Origin of the sequence: Dyella sp. SG609 (assembly GCF_012275375.1) — a bacterium.
Lineage (GTDB): Bacteria > Pseudomonadota > Gammaproteobacteria > Xanthomonadales > Rhodanobacteraceae > Dyella_D > Dyella_D marensis.
The window spans coordinates 89,916-110,111 of record NZ_JAAZQJ010000013.1; the positions used below are offsets into that span (position 1 = coordinate 89,916).

At 67.6% G+C, this 20,196-nt stretch carries 10 protein-coding genes; 1 reads left to right on the forward strand and 9 read right to left on the reverse strand.

The window, feature by feature from the left end; all coding sequences use genetic code 11:
• Positions 1–25 precede the first annotated feature (25 nt).
• The gene (xylB, locus tag FHW85_RS19330; RefSeq protein WP_168649357.1) at positions 26–1,498 is read right to left on the reverse strand and encodes a xylulokinase; all 1,473 of its coding nucleotides are present in this window, start codon (positions 1,496–1,498) and stop codon (positions 26–28) included.
• Positions 1,499–1,503: 5 nt separating this feature from the next.
• Positions 1,504–2,820 carry a xylose isomerase gene (xylA, locus tag FHW85_RS19335; RefSeq protein ID WP_167253010.1) on the reverse strand — a complete coding sequence of 439 codons (1,317 nt, stop codon included), beginning with the start codon at positions 2,818–2,820 and terminating at the stop codon, positions 1,504–1,506.
• Positions 2,821–3,029: 209 nt separating this feature from the next.
• Between xylA and FHW85_RS19340 the strand changes: the two genes are divergently transcribed.
• Positions 3,030–4,196, forward strand: coding sequence for a DNA-binding transcriptional regulator (locus FHW85_RS19340; protein ID WP_167253009.1), 1,167 nt, complete (start codon positions 3,030–3,032; stop codon positions 4,194–4,196).
• 47 nt (positions 4,197–4,243) lie between these two features.
• On the opposite strand, the gene FHW85_RS19345 is transcribed toward FHW85_RS19340, so the two are convergent.
• From FHW85_RS19345 to FHW85_RS19375, 7 genes are all read right to left on the reverse strand, one after another.
• Positions 4,244–7,117, reverse strand: a complete 2,874-nt coding sequence (locus FHW85_RS19345) for a TIM-barrel domain-containing protein (RefSeq protein WP_168649358.1) — start codon at positions 7,115–7,117, stop codon at positions 4,244–4,246.
• A 15-nt stretch (positions 7,118–7,132) separates the two neighbouring features.
• Positions 7,133–8,800: a DUF5597 domain-containing protein gene (locus tag FHW85_RS19350; protein ID WP_168649359.1), complete on the reverse strand. Its 1,668-nt coding sequence runs from the start codon at positions 8,798–8,800 to the stop codon at positions 7,133–7,135.
• On the reverse strand, positions 8,797–11,007 hold the full coding sequence (locus FHW85_RS19355; RefSeq protein WP_168649360.1) for a cellulase: 2,211 nt from the start codon (positions 11,005–11,007) through the stop codon (positions 8,797–8,799). The genes FHW85_RS19350 and FHW85_RS19355 overlap by 4 nt, the downstream gene beginning before the upstream one ends.
• Before the next feature lie 38 nt (positions 11,008–11,045).
• Positions 11,046–14,012 (reverse strand): TonB-dependent receptor, encoded by a 2,967-nt coding sequence (locus FHW85_RS19360; protein ID WP_246866820.1) that lies wholly within the window; start codon positions 14,010–14,012, stop codon positions 11,046–11,048.
• 821 nt (positions 14,013–14,833) lie between these two features.
• Entirely contained in the window at positions 14,834–15,988 is a 1,155-nt protein-coding gene (locus FHW85_RS19365; RefSeq protein WP_168649361.1) for a CoA transferase, read from the reverse strand.
• 108 nt (positions 15,989–16,096) lie between these two features.
• Complete coding sequence (locus tag FHW85_RS19370) at positions 16,097–17,920, reverse strand: beta-L-arabinofuranosidase domain-containing protein (RefSeq protein WP_210427868.1); 1,824 nt, start codon at positions 17,918–17,920, stop codon at positions 16,097–16,099.
• Between the two features lie 2 nt (positions 17,921–17,922).
• Complete coding sequence (locus FHW85_RS19375) at positions 17,923–20,109, reverse strand: SUMF1/EgtB/PvdO family nonheme iron enzyme (RefSeq protein ID WP_168649362.1); 2,187 nt, start codon at positions 20,107–20,109, stop codon at positions 17,923–17,925.
• Positions 20,110–20,196: the final 87 nt, after the last annotated feature.

Below are 20,196 nucleotides of genomic sequence, written 5' to 3' on the forward strand. Positions count from 1 at the left end.
TCCCTCGAATGGATAGCCGGGCCGCTCACGTTGCCGCCGCCGCGCGCAGCTGCGCGTAGGTGCGGCGGAACAGCGGCTGCCGGCGTTCGCGATAGTAGGCATGTCGGCCGGCGTCGGGCAGGTGCACCGCGACGAGCGGTGGCATGGCGCACACTTCCTCGATGCGCGCGCCCGGTTCGGCGGCCAGATGCGCCAGGCGCGCCGCGCCTAGCGCGGCGCCGACGTCGCCGCCGGCGCGCAGTTCCAGCGGACGGCCGGCGATGTCGGCCAGCATCTGCAGCCAGTAGGCGCTGCGCGTGCCGCCGCCGATCACCGCCACGCTGTCGGCGCGCAGGCCGGCCGCGTCGACCGCTTCGATACCGTCGAGCAGCCCCAGGCCCACGCCTTCGAGCGTGGCGTTGGCCAGGTCCGCGCGCGTGGTGTCGGTGCGCAGGCCGGTGAACGAGCCGGTGGCATGCACGTCGTTGTGCGGCGTGCGCTCGCCGCTGAGATACGGCAGGAACACGGGGCCGTCGTCGCGCCACGGCGTGGCCTGCGCTTCGGCCAGCATCGCGCCGACCTCGGCATGGCCGGTGAGGCGCGCGGTGTAGTCCAGGCAGCTGGCGGCGTTGAGCATCACCGACATCAGGTGCCAGGTGTACGGCAGGGCGTGGCAGAAGCTGTGCACGGCCTGCTCGGGCCGCGCCAGGAAGCCGTCGGACACGGCGAAGTACACGCCGGATGTGCCCAGCGACAGCATCGCCTGGCCATGCCGCACGATCCCCGCGCCCACCGCGCCAGCCGCGTTGTCGCCGCCGCCGGCCGCCACCGGCACGCGCTCCATGCCCCAGCGCCGGGCCAGTTCCAGGCGCAGGCGGCCGGCCGGTTCGCTGCCTTCGTGCACGCGCGGCATGTGCTCGCGGGTGAGGCCGCAGGCGGCCAGCATCGGCGCGCTCCACTGGCGCTTGCCCACGTCCAGCCACAAGGTGCCGGCGGCGTCGGAGGCATCGGTGGCGTATTCGCCGGTGAGGCACAGCCGCAGGTAGTCCTTCGGCAGCAGCACCTTCGCCACCGCGTCGAACGCGGCCGGCTCGTGCTCGCGCAGCCAGGCCAGCTTGGGCGCGGTGAAGCCGGGCATGGCCAGGTTGCCGGTGATGGCGTGGAAGTCCGGCAGCGTTTCCATCCAGCGGCATTGCGCATCGCTGCGGCCGTCGTTCCACAGGATGGCGGGGCGCAGCACGCGGTCGCTGCGGTCCAGCAGGGTGGCGCCGTGCATCTGGCCGCTGAGGCCGATGGCGGCGACGCGGCTGGCGGGGATCCCGTCGCGCGCGGCGGCCTGCAGCAGTTCGTCGATGGCGGCCACGGAAGCGCGCCACCAGTCCGCCGGGTCCTGCTCGGACCAGCGCGGCTGCGGATGCGCGACGGTGAGCGGCTGCGAGGCCGTGGCGCGCACCGCGCCGGCCGCGTCGACCAGCACGGCCTTGACCGCGGAGGTACCCAGGTCCAGCCCGAGGAACATCGGGTTCAACCGTAGATGTAGCGGTTGACCAGGTTCTCCAGCCATTCCTGCTGGCCGGAGACGTGGGCGGGACGGAAATCGTGCTTCGCCGCTTCGTCCGCCAGGCCCTGCAAGGTGTAGCCGCCGTCCAGGATCCGCCGGCCCAGCTCACCGTCCCAGCCGGCGTAGCGCTGCGCCTTGAAGGCGGCCAGGCGGTCGTCCTCGATCATCTTCGCCGCGCGCTCCAGCGCCAGGGCCAGCGCGTCGATCGCGCCGACATGGCCGTGGAACAGGTCGGCCGCGTCCACGCTCTGGCGGCGCACCTTGGTATCGAAATTGAAGCCGCCGGTGCTGAAGCCGCCGGCGCGCAGGATCTCGTACATCACCAGGGTCAGTTCTTCCACGCTGTTAGGGAACTGGTCGGTGTCCCAGCCGTTCTGCGCGTCGCCGCGGTTGGCGTCGATGCTGCCGAACACGCCGAGCGAGATCGCCGTGGCCACTTCGTGGTGGAAGGAATGCCCGGCCAGCGTGGCGTGATTGGCTTCCAGGTTGACCTTGACCTCCTGCTCCAGCCCGAACTCCTTGAGGAAGCCGTAGACGGTGGCGGTGTCGTAGTCGTACTGGTGCTTGGTCGGTTCCTGCGGCTTGGGTTCGATCAGGATGGTGCCCTGGAAGCCGAGCTTGTGCTTGTGCTCCACCACCATCTGGAAGAAACGCCCCAGCTGCGCGCGCTCGCGGCGCAGGTCGGTGTTGAGCAGGGTGTCGTAGCCTTCGCGGCCGCCCCACAGCACGTAGTTGGCGCCGCCCAGGCGGTGCGTCGCGCCCATGGCGTGGAACACCTGGCTGGCGGCGTAGGCGAACACTTCCGGCTGCGGGCTGCTGGCCGCGCCCGCGGCATAGCGCGGATGGCTGAACAGGTTGGCGGTGCCCCACAGCAGCTTCACGCCGGTCTGCGCCTGCTTGGCTTCCAGCACGTCGACCATGCTGGCGAAATTGCGCGCGTACTCGGCCAGGCTGGCGCCTTCCGGCGCGACGTCGGTGTCGTGGAAGGTATAGAACGGCGCGCCCAGGCGCTGGAAGAAATCGAAGGCCGCGTCCGCCTTGGCATGCGCCTGCGCCATCAGGTCGCCGGCCTGCTGCCACGGCCGCTGGAAGGTGCCGGCGCCGAACATGTCCATGCCCGGCCACACGAAGCTGTGCCAGTAGCACACGGCCAGGCGCAGGTGCTCGTCCATGCGCTTGCCCAGGATGATGCGCGACGGATCGTAATGGCGGAACGCGAGCGGATCGTCCGTCTTAGCGCCGGCGTAACGAATCGGCGCCACGTGCTCGAAGTAACTCATCGAAAACCTCCCATGCGAGCCGCCCGGGGGATTCAGGGTCGGCTGCGGATGCTCCGGATGCTGCAATCGGCGTCAGCCAGGCGCAATTGCGAAATCCATCACCCTGGCATTCATTTTCCCTGTCGCGTTGCGACATGCGGGCGCAGGAGCGAACTGGTAGCGTCCCGGATCCACGGCAGGTGCCGTCGGTTACTGTCACTGGTACGCCCATGTCGCCCCATCGCATCGCCCTGCTGTTCAATGCCAACAAGGTCTACGACCGGCAGGTGATCGCCGGCATCGGCCAATACCTGAAATCCACCCGCGTGGTGTGGGATCTGTTCCTGGAAGAGGATTTCCGCTGCCGCACGCTGGGCATCCAGCACTGGCGCGGCGACGGCATCATCGCCGACTTCGACGACCCCACGGTGGAAGAAGCGCTGGCGCACCTGAGCATTCCGGTGGTGGCCATCGGCGGCTCCTATGCCGACGACAGCCGCTATCCGGCCAATATTCCCTACGTGGCCACCGACAACGCCAAGCTGGTGCGCGTGGCCTACGACCATCTGATCGAGCAGGGCCTGCAGCGCTTCGCCTTCTACGGCCTGCCGCCGTCGCCCGGCAACCGCTGGGCGCAGGAGCGCGAGGACGCCTTCCTGCGCATGATCGCCGCCGACGGCCTGGAAGGCAGCGTCTACCGCGGTTCGCCCACCAGCGCGGGCGGCTGGGGCCGTTCGCAGGAAGACATGGTGGCCTGGGTGCGCTCGCTGCCCAAGCCGATCGGCGTGGTGGCGGTGACCGACGCCCGCGCCCGCCAGCTGCTGCAGGCCTGCGTGGTGGCGGATGTGCCGATTCCGGAACAGATCGCCGTGGTGGGCATCGACAACGACCCGATGGCGCAGCTGCTCAGCCGCATTCCGCTGACCTCGGTGATCCAGGGCGCGGAAGAAATGGGCCGCATGGCGGCGCAGGTGCTGCACCAGATGCTGCACGGCGGCGACTGCTCCAGCACGCGCGTGCTGGTACCGCCGGTGGGCCTGAGCGTGCAGGCCAGCAGCCAGCACGAGCCTTTGCGCAGCCCGTACGTGATGCGGGCGAAGCATTACATCCGGCAGTACGCCTGCCTCGGCATCAAGACCGAGCAGGTGGCGGATTACGTCGGGATTTCGCGCACCCTGCTGGAAGAGCATTTCAAGCGCGAGCTGAAGCAGACGGTGCACCAGGCGATCCTGGAGCACAAGCTGGAGATGGCGCGGTCGATGCTGGTGGACAACTCGATTCCGCTGGCGGACGTGGCCGTACGCTGCGGGTTTACCTCGCTGCAGTACATGTATGCGGTGTTTCGGCGGGAGTTCAATTGCACGCCGAGGCAGTTTTTGGGGGCTGCGCGGGCATAGCGGCGTAGGTTGGGGTGAGCCTGCGGCTCACCCCAACCTACGCGTCGTTACAGTTTTATCGACTGTTCCGCGCCGTTGTATTCGACGCTCACGTCACCCGACGCATCGACCCCATCCGCATTCGCCTTATCCCCACGAATCACCCGAACCACGAACTGCCGTTTCGCCGGCGCCCCGCTGCCGTCCCCCTCGCGCTTGCCGATCGTCAGCGTCTTCGCCTTGTCGTCATAGCTGAGCGGAATACGCGAGTAGCGCCCCTGCTCGTAGCCGTACGTGGTCCCTTCATCCTCGTACAGCGAGAACCGGCCATCGGCACCGGCATAGACCAGCAGGGTCACCGGCGCATCCGGCTGCTCGCCCGTGTACTGGATCTGCGGCCCCGTCGGCACGATCGCCCCGGCGCGCACGAACAGCGGCATCCGCGCCAGCGGCGCGTCGGCCTGCAGGGTTGCGCCGCCCTCGTGGTACTTGCCGGTATGGAACTCGTACCAGCTCGTGCCGGCAGGCAGATAGACCTCGCGCGAGGTGGCTTTGTACTCGGTCACCGGCGCCACCAGGAAGGCGGGGCCGAACAGGTACTCGTCGTCGATGCCGCGCACCTTCGCATCGCCCGGGAAATCCATCACCAGCCCGCGCATGATGGTGCCGTCCTTCCAATACGTATCGCCGGCCAAGGTGTAGACATACGGCATCAGGCGATAACGCAGGCGGTCGTAATAGGCCAGGGCCTCGTACATCGGCGAACCGGGCGCAGCGAGGTTATAGATCTCGCGGTACGGAAACTGCCCATGCGAGCGGAACAGCGGGCTGAACGCGCCGAACTGGAACCAGCGCAGGTTGAGCTCGCGCCATTCGTCCAGATCCGCCGCGCCGGGCTTCTCGTAACGCGGCTCCAGCGCGAAGCCGCCGATATCGGTCGTCCAGTTCGGGATGCCGGCCAGCGAGAAATTGACGCCCGCGGAAATCTGGTCGTGCAGATTGCTCCAGCGCGAGGCCACGTCGCCGCTCCACGTCGCTGCCGCATTGCGCTGCTGGCCGGCGAAGGAGGAGCGGGTGAGGATGAAGGCGCGGCGATCGCCATGGTCGCGCCGCCAGCCGTCGTACACGCCGGTGGAATGCAGCAGCGGATACGAGTTGAAGAACGCCGCGCCCGGACCCAGCGCCGTCGGCCCCATGCGCAGCTTGCGCTCGGCGATATCCAGATTGGAATGCGTATCCGGCTCCGATGCATCCAGCCACCACGCATCGATGCCGATCGCGCCGAGCTTCTGCTGGATTTGCCGCCAGTAGATGCGGCGCGCCTCTTCGGCGTACGGATCGTAGAAGGCATTGAGATAGCCCTTGCCGATCCAGTCGACCTCGCCCTTTTCCACGTTGCGGCGATAGATATAGCCCTTGGCGTCGAGCTCCTGGTAGTTCTTCGTCGCCGGATAGAACTTCGGCCACACCGAAATCATCAGCTGCACATGCATGGCATGCAGCTGGTCGACCAGGCCCTTCGCATCCGGGAAGCGCGCGGTGTCGAAATCGTGCGAACCCCAGGCGTCCTCCGGCCAGTAGCTCCAGTCTTCCACCACGTTGTCCAGCGGCAGGCCCAGTTCGCGGTAGCGCTTGGCGGTATCGAGGATCTCCGCTTGCGTCTTGTAGCGCTCGCGGCTCTGCCAGAAACCGTAAGCCCAGCGCGGCAGCATGGTGGCCTTGCCGGTGATCTGGCGGTAGCCGGCGATCACCTGGTCGAGGTTGTCGCCCGCCACGAAGTAATAGTCCACCGCATGGCCGGCTTCGGAGAACAGCGACAGCTCGTTCTGCTCGTCGCCGGGCAGCGGATCGAGATGCAGCAGGGTGAGATAGCCCTCGTTCGGCAACCATTCGATGCGCAGCTGGTGCCGGCTGCCCGCGTCCATCGGCAAGCGCAGGTTGTGGTACCAGGGGTTCCAGTTCTGCCGCCAGTCGTCATAGACCAGCTTGCCGTCCAGCCAGACCTTGGCGTAGCTGCTGGCATACAGCCGCAGCTTGTGCACGCCGGAAACGGAAGGCTCGATGCTGCCTTCCCACACCACCTTGCCGGTGGTCCTGGCCGGCGATCCGGAGGGCCACCGGGCGAGATCCTTGATGTACTGGTAATCCGGCTGCTGCTCGACACGCTTGAGCTTCAGCGTGCCGCCCGCGTCGTAGTAGCTGGCGGTGAGGCCGCCGGCTTTGCCTTCGGCGTCGTAGAGCTTCAGTGACCGGCTGAGCGGCTGGTATTCGCGCGCATCGCCGAAGCGGGTGATCGAGTTGTTGTCCCACAGCAGGCCGTAGTTGCGCGAGGACACCACGAACGGAATGCCCACGTCCATATTGTGCTGCGCCAGCTCCACGTCCTCGCCTTTGTAGTTCATCTGGCGATTCTGGTGCTGGCCCAGGCCGTAGAAGGCTTCGTCGGCGGGCGAATCGAAGCGCTGGCGCACGGCGTAGTACGGCTTGCCTTCGATCGTTTCCGGCTGGAACGAGCGTCCGTCGGCCCGTTCCGCCAGCAGTGGCTTGCCGCTGGCATCCAGGAAGCGGACGGCGCCATCGTGCAATGACACCTGGGCCGAAAGGCGCGCGGTCTTCAGCGTCACCGCATCGGCGCTTTCGTGCACGGTGAAACGCGCATCCCCGCCGGTCTTCACCGCCATCAGGCTGGCCGGCAGATCGAACTTGCCGTCGGGCACGGCGGTGACGTGCACGATGCGCTCGTCCACCGCCTGCAGGCGCACCTGCTGTGCGGAATGGTCCAGATGGACGATCACGCCGTCGGCGAGTTTCTCGGCGTGGCCGGCCTGGACCGGCGCGGCATGCGCCGCGGCGTTCTGCTCCGGCGCCTTGCCGCAACCGGCGACCACGGCCAGCGCCAGCGCGCACAACGGCAGCCACGGGCGGCTGGCGATCGGGGACATGCGCATCTCGTTCCTTCAGTACGTGGCCAGCCGCACACGCAGTACACGCGGCTCGCCGATGACGTTCAGACCCCAGTCGGTCTGGTCGCCGTTCCACAGCCGGCGGAAGATCCAGCGGCCGTGGTCGTAGTGGCCTTCCTCGACGCGGTCGAGCAGGAAATCCAGCTTGCGCCCGCGCGCCGGCTGGAAGTTCACGCGGACGTCGCGGGCGACGAGCAGGTATTCGTTCGGCGCCAACTGCGCGATCAGCGCGCCGCCGGAGCGGTCGGGATTGCCCTTGGGCGGCTCGGTGCCGAACTGCAGCTGCCCATAGCCCAGATGCACCTGCCAGTCGCCCAGGTCCAGCGTCTGTTCGTGGGTGTCGTCCGGCTCGGAAGCACCCCATAGCTTGCCGGCATACGCCGCCGCGGCCAGTTCGCCCGCCATCGGCGCCAGCACGCCATAGTTGGCGGCGAAGGTCCCGATCGTTTCGTCGTCCAGCTTGCGCGCGCCCAGCGGATAGTTGGAGTAGCCGGTGAAATCCATGCCGAACGGCGACCAGCCGATGGCCCCGGCGCCGAGCGCCGCATAGACATAGCGCGCGTAGACCTTGTCATTGCCGGTTTCGGCCACGAACAGCGGATTGTCCTTGCGCGCGTAGCGCTCCAGATAAGCGGCGTAATGCGCGTAGTCCGGCCGGTAGATATCCGGCGCCAGCACGTCCAGCGCGGGTGCGGCGGCTTTCCACACGTGCAGCACGTTGTCGGTGGGCCCGCCGCTTTCATAGGCACCGGGCGGCCCGGGATTGAACGGATCGCGCAAAGCGGCATTGGCGTACATCGGCAGCGGATACACCGCCTTGCCCGCAGCGGCGACCTGGCCGATGAAATGCGCGACGTGCCAGGCGTGGAAGAACTCCGCCGCATCGTTGCCGAACACCTGGCTCCAGCTGCCGGCGGACTTGCCGGCCGCATGCAGCAGCGCCTCGGGCACCTGGCCGGCAAAAGCCTGGTCCGCCATCGGCGAGTGGTCGCGATCGGTGCCGTAGGTGCCGGACTCGTTTTCCACCTGGATCATGATCACGGTGTGCTGCTCGCCGTCGATCTTGCGCAGATGCGTCATCAGCTGGACGAACGCCTTGCGGTCCGCTTCCAGCGTGGCTCCGGCCAGCGGCGACAGCGAATTGAGGCGGCGGCCTTCGCGATTCAGCACGCGCGGAAAGCGGTGTTCATCCAGCTTCACCCACGCTGGCGCATAGCTCGGGCCGTTGTTCTTCCAGGTGGCGAACCACAGCAGGATCAGGCGCACGCGATGCTCGCGGGCCTGGTTGACCAGGGTGTCGAGGAAGGCGAAATCGAACTGGCCTTCCTTCGGCTCGATCTGCTCCCAGGCAATCGGCACCTGCACGGTGTTGGCGTGCAGCTGGTCGATGGCGGGCCATACCTGGTCGAGCACGGCGGGCCAGTTGCTGGAGTTGTTGACCTGGGCGCCGAGGATGAGGAAGGGCTTGCCGTCGACGAGCAAGGCGTGGCGGCCGTGGTCGGTGGCGATGCGGGGGAGTTCGGTGGCGAGCAGCGGGGTGGTGAGCAGAGAAATGAGGAGCAGCAGGAGCTTCAGGGTGTGGCGGCCCTTGGCGCAGCGCTCCGGACGGCCCCTCACCCCAGCCCTCTCCCCGGAGGGGAGAGGGGGTAGTACGGCGATCATGGGTGTACCTCGCTGGCTGGGTCGGCGTAGAAGATGCCGCGTCCGCTGGTAGCGAAGTACAGGCGGCCGAACATCCGCGGATCGCCGACGAGCTGACTGATCCGCCCGTAGCGGTGCTCCGCATCGTCGATGCGCTGCCAGCTCTTGCCGTCGTCCAGCGAGCGGAAGATGCCTTGCGCGCCGTGCAGGCGGCCGGCAAGGAACAGCGTGGGCTTCGGCGAACCCGGCGCCGCCTTGCCGAAGCCGAAGGCATCGACGCCGGTCACGCCGTCGAAGCGCTTGAGCACGCGCCCCGTGTCGTCGCCGCGCAGCCATTCGCCTTCGCGGCTGCCGACGTACAGCACGCCCGCTTCATCCGGAGCGGCCTGCACCCGTGTCTGCGCGCGGCCGCGCGATGCGTCGCCAAGCGCGCCGCCCATCGCGGCGAAGTGCGCACCGCCATCGTGGCTGGCGTACAGCGCACCGCTCATGCGGTCGTAGGCGTAGAAGCGTCGCGCATCGACACGGTCTGCCAGCACCCGCAAATCGCCGTCCAGGCCATCGATCACCGTCCAACGCTTGCCGAAATCCTGCGTGAGATACACATGCTGCGCATGGCGCGGCGCCCATACCACCACGCCGCCATCGGCCGCGATCGCGATGCTTCCCGCGCCCTCGCCTTCGGGCGGCTCGCTCGCGAACGCGCGCCATTGCCTGCCGCCATCCTCCGACCACGCGGCGCGGATCGCCGCACCGAACGGCTTGCGCAGAAAACCGCTGCGCACGATCAATGCCGGCTTCGCCTGCGCGAAGTCGATGCTCTCGCCGTTGGCATAACGCGGCGGCGCGGCAAACTGCAGCTGCGCGGTATCCAGCTCGTCGTGACGGTAGCCATCCAGGTCGCCGATGGCGCTGAGCAGATGCGCGCCTTCGGGCGGGCTGATCAGGCCCAGCGCCACCGTCTCTTCCAGTCCCTCGTCCTGGAACGACCAATGCACCGTGCCGCCCCGCTCCACGTTGCGCATGTCGCGCGAAGCCCAGATGCCATAGCCGGTGACGAACAGCACATGGTCCGGGTCGTAAGGGTCGATCTCGATGGAGGCCAGCCAATGCGGCGTGTGGTCGCGCGTCCAGGTGGCGTTGCCGTGGTCGAACTCGGAGCGCGGAAATACCGGCGCCCAATGCGCACCGCCGTCGGTACTGCGGAACAGCTCGTCCTTCGGCGCGTAGTGCGCGAACGTCGCGGTCATCAGCACCTTGGGATCGCGCGGATCGACCGCCACCGCGCCCCAGCCGCTCGGCTGGTCCTTCCACGGCGTGATCCTGGTCCAGCGCGCCGTTGCCGGCTCGAATTTCCACACCGCACCGTCGCTCATCGCATCGGGGCCGGGCTCGTCGCCATAGCTCAGGTAATACGTACCATCGCCGCCGCGCACCATATGGTTCGGCCGCAGGCCGCTGGGCTGCCCCGCTACGGGCTGCCAGCTGCGGCCAGCATCGTCGGAGCGGAACAGGCTGGTTTGCTGCGTGGACACGCCGGCATACAGCGTGGGGGTGGGCCGCCCCGGCTTGCCGCTGGCCGGCTCGAACACCACGAAGACGATGCCGATGGCCTGGCGGCGCCATTTGTTCTCGGCGCTGGCGGAAGGCGAGGTGGCCACGGCGGGAAAGCTTTCCACCTTCGACCAATGCTCACCGTAGTCCTGGCTGCGCCACAGCCCGGAGTCGCGCGAACCGAGAAACAGCACGCGGCCATCGTGCGGGTCGACCGCCAGGCGTTCGCCATTGCCGCGTCCCAGCTCGTTGCCGCCCAGCTTGAACGGCAGATCGGCGCGTTCGAAGTGCTTGCCCCGATCGGCAGAACGCAGCACCGCAGCCTGGCCCGCCTGCGGCGTGGTGTAGGTGCCGGCGGCCAGGTACACGCGCCCGGCGTCCGACGGATCCACCGCCAGGCTGTCGATCCCCAGCAGGTTCTCGTCCTTCGCCTCGATCCAGTCGGTGAGCGATACCCAGCGCTTCGCCGCGTCGTCCCAGCGATACGCGCCGCCCACGTCGGTGCGCGCGTAGTACAGCCCCTTTTCGCGCGGATGGAACGCCAGCCCGCTGACGAAGCCGCCGCCGCCGATGCGCACGCCGGCATAGCGGTACGGCACGGCCTCCTGCGCATTCGCCGCCAGGGCGAACGCCAGCGCGCACAGCGCCAGCGCCGCTTTCCAGCCGGGCCGCATGAGGCGGCCCCCGTCGCCTTTCCCCGCGTAGCCCGCCATCAGAACGTCGCGCGCACCACCAGCTCGTAGCGGCGGTCGTTGACGAACCAGCCGCGGTTGTACAGGCGGTGGTCGATCGTGCCGTCGGCGTAGCTGGTCGGGCCCATCAGGACCTTGGTGGTGGAGTTGGTGAGGTTATTGGTCTGCAGGCCCACCTGCACGTTCTTGTTGAGGCGGTACATGATCGAGCCGTCGAGCTGGCCGTAGTCGTCCGACCAGGTCGGCAGCTTGGTGGCCACGTCGCTGGCGGTCAGCAGGTAGCGCGAGCGCCAGTTCCAGGCCAGGCGCATCGACCAGTTGCCCAATTCGTACATGCCGACCAGGTTGTAGCTGCGCTTGGACAAGCCTTCCAGCGGCAGCGCCACGCCGGTGACGGTGACGTTGGAGTACGGATCGGTGGCGCTGTTGGTGCCGCCCTTGCTGTCGACGTAGGTGAAGTTGGCCTGCACGCCGAAGCCCTTCAGCCAGCCCGGCAGGAAGTCGAAGAACTGCTGGTAGCCGAGTTCGCCGCCGCGGATCTTGCCCCTGCTCATGTTGTACGGGCGGGTCACCTCGAACGGCTGGCCGCTGTAGGTCTCGGTGCGCGTCTGGTTGGAGATGTAGTCGTGCACGTCCTTGTAGAACAAGGTGGCGTACAGCTGGCCGGTGGGCGCGAAATACCATTCCAGCGCGGTGTCGTACTGGTTGGCGCGCATCGGCTTGAGGTCCGGATTGCCGGCCGAGCCGGTCCACTTGGTCACCGCGGTGTTGTCCGAGGTAAGCGTGGCGCCCATCTGCAGGTACGGCTGCAGCTGGGTGAAGTCCGGGCGGGTCATGGCCCGGGAGGCGGCCAGTCGCCATTGCAGGCTGTCGGTGAACTTGAAGCGCAGGTTGAAGCTGGGCAGCGCGTTCTTGTAGTGCCCGTTGGAGTTCAGCGGGAAATACTGGCCGTGGTACAGGGCCATCAGGCTGGGGTCGACGCCGCTGGTGGTGAGGTCCGGATACTGGCCGTAGCCGTTCGCCGCCACGTCGGTGCGCACCAGGCGGATGCCCACGTTGCCGTCCACCGGCACGCCGAGCGCATCGTCGCTGCCAAAGTACAGCACGCCATACGCGGACTTGGTCTTCTCGCTCTGATCGTTGACGTCCTGCTTGCGATAGATATCGCGCGGCGCCCAGCCCGTGGGCGAGCCGAACGAATGCAGCTGCTGATAGGCGTAGTGATAGTCGCGCACCAGCTTGTCGCTGGGGAAGTACAGCTGCGGCGGCATGCTGGCGTTGCCGCGGAAGAAGTTCGAATACGTGTACAGCGAGGACATGCCCGGCAGATACGTGGCCAGGTCGGCCAGCCCGCTCGGACTGTCGATGGCGGCCCAGTTGTCGGACACCACGCCCCAGTTGTAGCCGTTGTTCTTGTTCAACTCGCTGCGGCTGGTGGCGCGCACGCCGAATTTCACGTAGCGCAGCCATTTGCTGTCCTCGAAGTTGTATTCGAGGTCCAGCCGCAGGGCGCGCTCCAGTCCCTTGTTCCGCTCGTGGTGATCCATCGCCGCGCTCCAGAAGTAATTCGCCGGATTGCTGGCGTAGGAGGCGGGGTCGGAGGTGATGGTCGGCTTCGATCCGGTGGGCACGTTCAGGGTGACGCCCGGCAGGTAGGTGGCGTCGAACACGGTGAAGTCCAGCGACTGGCTGGTCGACTTGACGAACTGCGCATCGGCGTACAGCACCATCTGGTCGTTGATGTTGTACTTGAGGCTGTTGGACCAGTCGGTGGTGATGGTGCGCTGCGTCGCATAGCGGCGGTCGGCCATGAAGCGCACGCCATCGGTGGTCAGGTTTCCGCGCCACGAATCGGACGCCAGCGTGCCGCTCTGGAACACACCGTTGCTGTCGTAGTTGAAGGTGCCGCCGTCGGCCGGATGCACGTTGTTGCTGCTGTCGTTGAAGATGCCGCCGAACTCGTCCCACTGCATGCGGTAGTCCGAGCGCAGCACCTGGCTGGTCAGCTCCAGGTCCTTGGTCGGGCGCCACTGCAGCGCGCCGGCCAGGCCGATGCGGCGGCGCTGGAAATCCAGCGTGCGCCAGTCGGCGCCGCCGGGCACATAGACGTTGGCGAAGTTGGTGCCCTTGAGCACGGCGTCGTCGTTGCGCTTGACGTAGGGCTCCATCTGGATGCCGTCCGAGCGCGTGGCCAGCTCGGAGAAGGCCACGTCGAACAGCGCGCCGAACTCGCCATGATTCTCGGTCTTCCACACATTGCTGTAGAGGAACGAGGCCGACGGCTTGCTCTTCTTGGCGAAATCGCCTTCGTTGACGCCGCCGGTGAAACCGATCACCCGCCCCGGCGAGTCGAACGGCAGCCGCGTGCGCAGGTTCACCGTGCCGCCGATGCCGCCTTCGATGATCTCGGCGGAGGGATTCTTGTACACGTCCACGCCGGCCATCAGCTCGGCCGGCACGTCCTCGAAGCTGAGGCCGCGGCCGGAGTTGGCGCTGAATACGTCGCGCCCGTTCAGTTCGCCGCGCACCTGGGTCAGGCCGCGGATCATCACGCCGCTGCCTTCGGCGGAGAAGTGGTCCGGGTCGTTGCGCGCCATGAAGTGGTCGATGGTGACGCCGCTGATGCGCTGCAGGGTCTCGGTGACGCTGCGGTCGGGCAAGGCGCCGATGTCCACCGCGGTGACGGAGTCGACGATCTGGTCGGCGTTCTGCTTGATCTGCTGGGCCGACTGCAGGCTGGCACGCACGCCGGTGACGGTGACGCCGGCCAGTTCCTGCACGGACTTGTCGTCTTTCTTGCCGTCCTTCTTGGACTTGGCCGGTTCGCCGGGCTTGGCGGGGGCGCCGTTGTCCTGCGCGGGCGGGGTCTGTTGCGCCGAGGCGGCGCCGCCGTACAGCAGGGCTACGGCGATGGCGGCGGCCATGGCGAGGCGCGCAGGTGCCTTGGACGGGTGGCGCGAGGCCCCGCCATGCAATCTTTCGATCATGGTCGTTCGACTCCCCAACAGATTTTTTGTGTCCGTGGACGTTTGTCCGGCGGATGTACGCATGCCTCGGCCGATTTCCCCTATCGGTGGCTGGGTGGCAGCCGTGCCGGGGTGCGGTGGGTCGCATGCTGGGATGGGGGAGCGCTGCGCACAATTACGAAATTGAAATTTGGGGGTAATGTTTCTTCGTTTGCGGTTGCCACATGGATCGAGGCAAATGGCGTCGTTTCGGGGGAGGGGGTGGCGGCTTGGCCGCTTATGCAGCGGGCATTTGGGGCGCCTGCTCCTTGCTCGTCATCCCGGCGTAGGCCGGGATCCAGTGGCGTTATCGCCTGGTTTTCGCGTTATCGCGAACGGGCCGCTTATGCAGCGGGCATTTCGGACGCCTGCTCCTTGCTCGTCATCCCGGCGTAGGCCGGGATCCAGTGGCGGTATCGCCTGGTTTTCGCGTTATCGCGAACGGGCCGCTTATGCAGCGGGCATTTCGGACGCCTGCCGGCGCCCGAGTCACTTTCTCTTTGCTGGCCCAAAGAGAAAGTAACCAAAGAGAGAATGGCCTAAGAGCCACTGCTCGCGACGCAACTAGAAGGAGCAGTGAGCGGCTGCGGTAACTTGATTAACCTGGGTCTACACGAAACCACAGTGCGTTTACGTAGCGGGTGCTTCAACGTGCCGTGGCGAAGAGGATATTCAAGGACTGGTGCCAGCTTCTGCTCTTCGTTCCTGCATGCCTCACGACTTCACCCCTCTCCCCTCCGGGGAGAGGGCAGGGTGAGGGGCCGGGGCTCGCCATGACGTGGCTATGAAGCGAGCTTTCTTGCTTAAGACTTGCGCTTTATTTCATCCGTATGCTGCCCGAGCATCGGTGCGGCGAAGGGCGGGGGGCCGGGGGTGCGGCTGAATTTGATGGATTGGGCGACGCCGTGATAGCGGCCGACCACGGGGTGTTCGATGGTGCCGACGATGCCTTCGGCCAGTACCTGGGGGTGTTCGAACATGTCTTCGATGCGGCGGGCGGCGGCGCTGGGGACTTCGTCGCCGAACAGGGCTTCCCAGGCCGGGGCGGTGCGGGTCGCCAGGGCCTGGTGCAATTGCGGGAGGATTTCGCTGGCGTGTTCGGCGCGCTTGCGCACGGTGTCGTAGCGGGGGTTGTCGGCCAGGGCGTGCAGGCCGGTTTTCTCGCATAGCGCGCGCCAGAAGCGCGGCGTGTTGGCGGAGATATAGATGTGGCCGTCGGCGGTGGGATGGATGCCGGTGACGCCGCCGGAGCGCATGTCGCGGCCGATATCCAGGGCCTCGCCCTCGGCCCAGATCAGGCGGGCGGACTGCATGGTCAGCGCGGCGCGCAGCAGCGAGACGCCGACGAACTGGCCCAGGCCGCTGCGTTCGCGTTCGTACAGCGCGGAAGAAACGCCCGCGGCGAGCAGCGCGGCGGCGTAGTAGTCGACCACCGAGCCGTAGATGATCTCCGGCGGACCGCCGCGCTTGCCTTGCAGCGCGCACATGCCGGTCATGGTCTGCAGCACCTGGTCGTAGCCGGCCTTGTCGCGCATCGGGCCGGTCTCGCCATAACCGGTGACGGCGCAGTAGATCAGGCGCGGGTTGATGGCGCCGAGCTGGTCGAAATCGATGCCCAGCCGCCTGGGCACGCTGGGGCGGAAGTTGTGCACCAGCACGTCGGCGTCGCGCACCAGGCGCAGCAGCACGGCGTGGTCGGCGGGGTCTTTCAGGTCCAGCACCATGCCGCGCTTGCTGCGGTTCACGCCGAGGAAGGCGCGGCTTTCGGTGGGCAGCGTCGACGGATACTGGCGCAGGTTGTCGCCGCCCGGCGGTTCGATCTTCAGCACGTCCGCGCCTTGGTCGGCGAGCAGGGTGCAGGCGTAAGGGCCGGCGATATACGCGCTCAGGTCGAGCACGCGGATGCCATGCAGGGGACCGCGCGCCGCGCCGGCCGGATCAGGTGGAGTGCTTTCCATACGCCGCGAGTCCGCGTGATTCCTGGTGTCGTGTCGCCGCTACTTTGCGCCGGGGCCGCGCGTGGAAACAGGCGCGCCCGATATGTTCTGTCAGCACGATCGCTTGCTTCACCGCAGGGACTCCGGCGCGAGCTGCATCCAGGTGAGCCGCCAGGCGCCGTCGGCGCGGCCGCCCGCGCGGTAGTACGGCTCGAAGCGCAGCGGTGCGCGCTGCAGCGGGCGCAGTTCCAGCAGCGGCGCGGCATCGCCTTCCTCCGGCGGCAGCACGGTGAGCCAGTCGGTGGGGTCGCTGGTGGGCAGGCGCAGCGTTTCCTCGGTCTTGAAGCCGTCGATCAGGCTGGTGGCGTAGACCAGCGGGCCGCGCGTAAGGCCCAGGTATTCGAAACGCAGCACCTGCTGCAGCACCGGCTCGCCGTCGGGCGCGCGCGACTCCTGCACATTGCGGTTGACGGCGCGGTGGACGCGCGCGGCCATGGGGAAATCCAGCATCACTTCGTCGCCGTCCTGCCATTCGCGCTCGATGGCGGCGTAGCTTCCAGGCGCGGCGGCGATGGATTCGCCGCCGACGCGGACCCTGGCGCCTTCGGCCCAGGAAGGCATGCGCAGTTTCAGCCGGAAGCGGGCGGACGACGGCATGCGCAAACGGAGGGTCACGCCACCGTGAAAGGGGTAGGCGGTGCGTTGTTCCAAAATGACCTTGCCGGCACCGGGCCAGTCGAACGAAGCGCTGCCGGGGCCGTAGATGTTCACCGCCACGCCATGCGCATCGCCCGCATACGCCACGCCGGGCAGTTCCTCTAATGCCATCGCGCCGCTGGACTTGCAGCAGCGCCAGTAGGTGGTGTGCACGCGCCGGCCGTTGGGGAAGACGTAGTAGCACCAGTCCTCGCCATTGGGCGCCTGCGCGCCGAGCAGGTCGTTGTAGGCGGTGCGCTCGATTTCCTCGGCGTACTTCGGATCGCCTTCGATCGACAGCAGCTCGCGGTTGAGCTGGATCCACGCCAGGCTGGAACAGGTTTCGACATAGCCATACGGGCTGAACGCACCCGGCGCGTTGAACACCTCGCGCGAACGATGCGCCACGCCGCCCCAGGGGCCGCCGCCCAGCGTCAGGTGGTGCGTGCGGATGCTGGTCCACATGCGCTGCAGTGCATCGCGATACGCCGCCTCGCCGGTGGCCTTGTACAGCTTGGCCAGGCCGACCAGATTCCACGCCAGCTGGTACGCCTTGCCGGTGGCGATCTCCGCCGCATCGGCGCCGGCCTGGATGCGCGGCAGCAGCGCCAGGTCGCGATGGGCATTGGCTTGCGCCAGCACCCGCTTCGCCAGCTCCAGGTAGCGCGCCTCGCCGGTGGCGGCATGCAGCTCCATCGCCGGATCGAGCAGCACCGTCGCCGAAAGGCCGAAGTGATTGCCCAGTTCGGTGATGTCGATGCCGCCTTCGGTCAGCGTGTGCCAGCACAGGTCGCCGATGCGCCGCGCGGCATCGAGCCAGCGCGGCTCGGCGAAATGCCGGTGCGCTTCCAGCAGGCCGAGAACCAGATAGGCATGCGTCCAGATATCCCAGGTGCGCACGCTGGGCTCGCCGTTCCAGCTCGGCGGCTTGGGTGGCTGCGGGCGCATGAAGCGGCGCTCCGGCGCATAGGTGCCGAGGTAGCCGTCCGGCTCCTGCACCGACACCAGGAAATCGGCGACGCGGTGCAGGCGCGCGGTCAGCTCCGCATCGCCGCTGCGCGCCGCGGCCTTGGCGGTGGCGTAGAGCCACTTGCCGGCGTGCTCGCCATACCAGTCGCCCTCGGTGTTCCGTTCGCGCCGCTCGGGCGCGAATAGGGCGATGGCGGGGCTGTGTTCGTCAATGATGAAATGCGACAGGCGGCCACGCGCATTCGCGGTCAGCGCTTCGCCGAGCAGACCCTCCAGATGCACGGCCATGCTCACGAGGCATCCACCACGCAGCGGAAGCCGATGCAGCCCGATCGATCCTTGCTTGGCGCCATCAGCAGGTACTTGCCGTGCTGGTCCAGCCGGTACGCCTGCGGGAAATACCAGTGCGAGGTGCGCGGCTGGTGGCTGCTGCCGCCGCGCAGCACGGCGGCGCGGGTATGTTCGTCCAGATACTCGTCGGTCCATTGCCACACGTTGCCGACCAGGTCGAGCAGGCCGAACGGACTGGCAGCTTGCGGATGCGCGTCCACGTCGTCCGGCGCACGCAGCGTGCGGCCGCGGTTGACGGCGGGCACCTTGCTTTCGTCCCACGCGTTGCCCCAGGGATAAAGGCGGCCGTCCGTACCCTGCGCGGCGTACTGCCACTCCCACTCGTGCGGCAGGCGCTTGCCGGCCCATGCGGCGTAGGCGCGCGCATCCTCGATCGACACCCAGGTCACCGGCTTGTTGTCCCAGCCGGCCGGCGGCGCACCGTCGATCCAGTGCCGCAGGAAGTGGTGCGGATCGGCCGGCGTCCAGCCGCTGGCCTGCAGGAACGCATGGAACTGCGCGTTGGTCACCGGCGTGCGGTCGATAAAGTACGGCTTCAGCTGCATGCGCCGGCGATGGCCGCGGCGCGGCGTGTTTTCCCAGGGATACTGCACGTCGTTGCCGGCCCAGGTCTGGCCTTCGATCTCGATGCCGCCGACGGCGAAGTCGAAGTCGCCGCTAGGGATGGCGATCATGCCCTCAGGCGCCGCTGCGGCCGGCGCCGTGGCCGCGATCGGGCGCAACTGCTGCGGCAACGGCTGCCACTGGACGGAATACGCACTCAAGGGTGTTGCTGCGAGTCCGCGCATGCGTGCGAGGAAAGCATCGAGCCCGTCGATCGACGCACCCGGCGCCAACGCCAGCACGGCGCCGAACCCTCGTGCCTCCAGCGCGAATGACAGCACCGCGCGGCCGTGCTCGATGCGCGGCTGCAGCGCCACGCCATGCCAGGCGTCGAAGTAGCGCGTGCCTTCGCGGTGCGGCACGGCCAGCTGCTCGCCGTCGACGTCGTACTCGTGCCGGTTGACCAGGTTCCACACGGTGTAATCGGCCAGCGGAAAGCGCGAAGCGAATATTCCATGCTGCAAAGTGCGCTCGTACGGCCGCCACTCCATGCTCACCATCGCCGGCGCGAACTGCCGCTCGATCGCCGCGATGCGCCGCAGCGACTCCGCATCGCGCGGCGTGAGCTGGTTCCAGATGCCCCACACGTTCTCCCAGGCGTTGTAGCCGACGCCGTTGAAGAAGATGTACTGCAGGTCGTGGTTGCGCTCGCGGCCCCAGCGGTTCTCGTAGTTGATCATGTGGCGCGGTTCCAGCCACTTGAACTTCGCCACCGGCGGCACCGCCTCGTTCGGCGCCTTCTTGCCCCAGCTCTGCACGTTCCAGATCAGCTGCTCCTCGGCGCTGATGGTGGATTCCGGCTGCAGCACCACCGGCCGGCCGGCGGCATCGCAGGCATCGAAGAAGGCGCGCGGCACGCCGTTGTAGGTATCGCCGTTGAGGCCGTCGGCGCCCACCACCTTCACCAGCTCGGCCGCCGCCTCCCAATCGCGCTGGCCTTGTTCGCGCGTGCCGTTGTCCCACGGCATGGTGGGCAGGAACACGCGCACGCCGCGGCGGTGGAAATCCTCGACCGCGCCGCGCAGGCCATCGAGGCCGCCGGGCAGGTCGCGCGCCAGGTCGAACTGGTTGCGGTCGTCGACGCCGATATTCGGGTAGACGTACCACAGCAGCACGCTGTCGATGCCGCCGTAGCGCTGTTCCAGATCGTCAAGGTAGCGGTCCACCGTGTAGCGGCGGGCCTCCGGATCGTAGAAGTAGCGGTCCTCCACCATCATCTGCGTGTGGACGAAGTTGCGCTGCGCCCATTGCAGCTCGGGGCGGCGGTAGTTGGCATCGTCGTAGCCGATGCGGGTGAGATGTTCGCGGCGCCAGTCTTTGAGCTCGGCGATCCAGTCGTCGGCGGTGCCGTCGACATCCATCTTCCAGTGGCCGATCTCGGCGAACGGCCAGCCCGGCGCCTTGCCCGGCGTGGGCAGGTAGCGGCCGGTGGTGACGTGGGAGAACTTGTATTCGGTCTTCACCGGCGGCGGATTGGCGTCGTCGGCGTTCACGTCGCGCGGCTGTTCGGAGGAAGGCGTCATGGGAAGCGTGATCGGTAAGGAAGGGAATCAGGCGATGCCGACGTAGGCGGCGAGCGCTTCGGTCGCATCGCCGGGACGCGCCGCCAG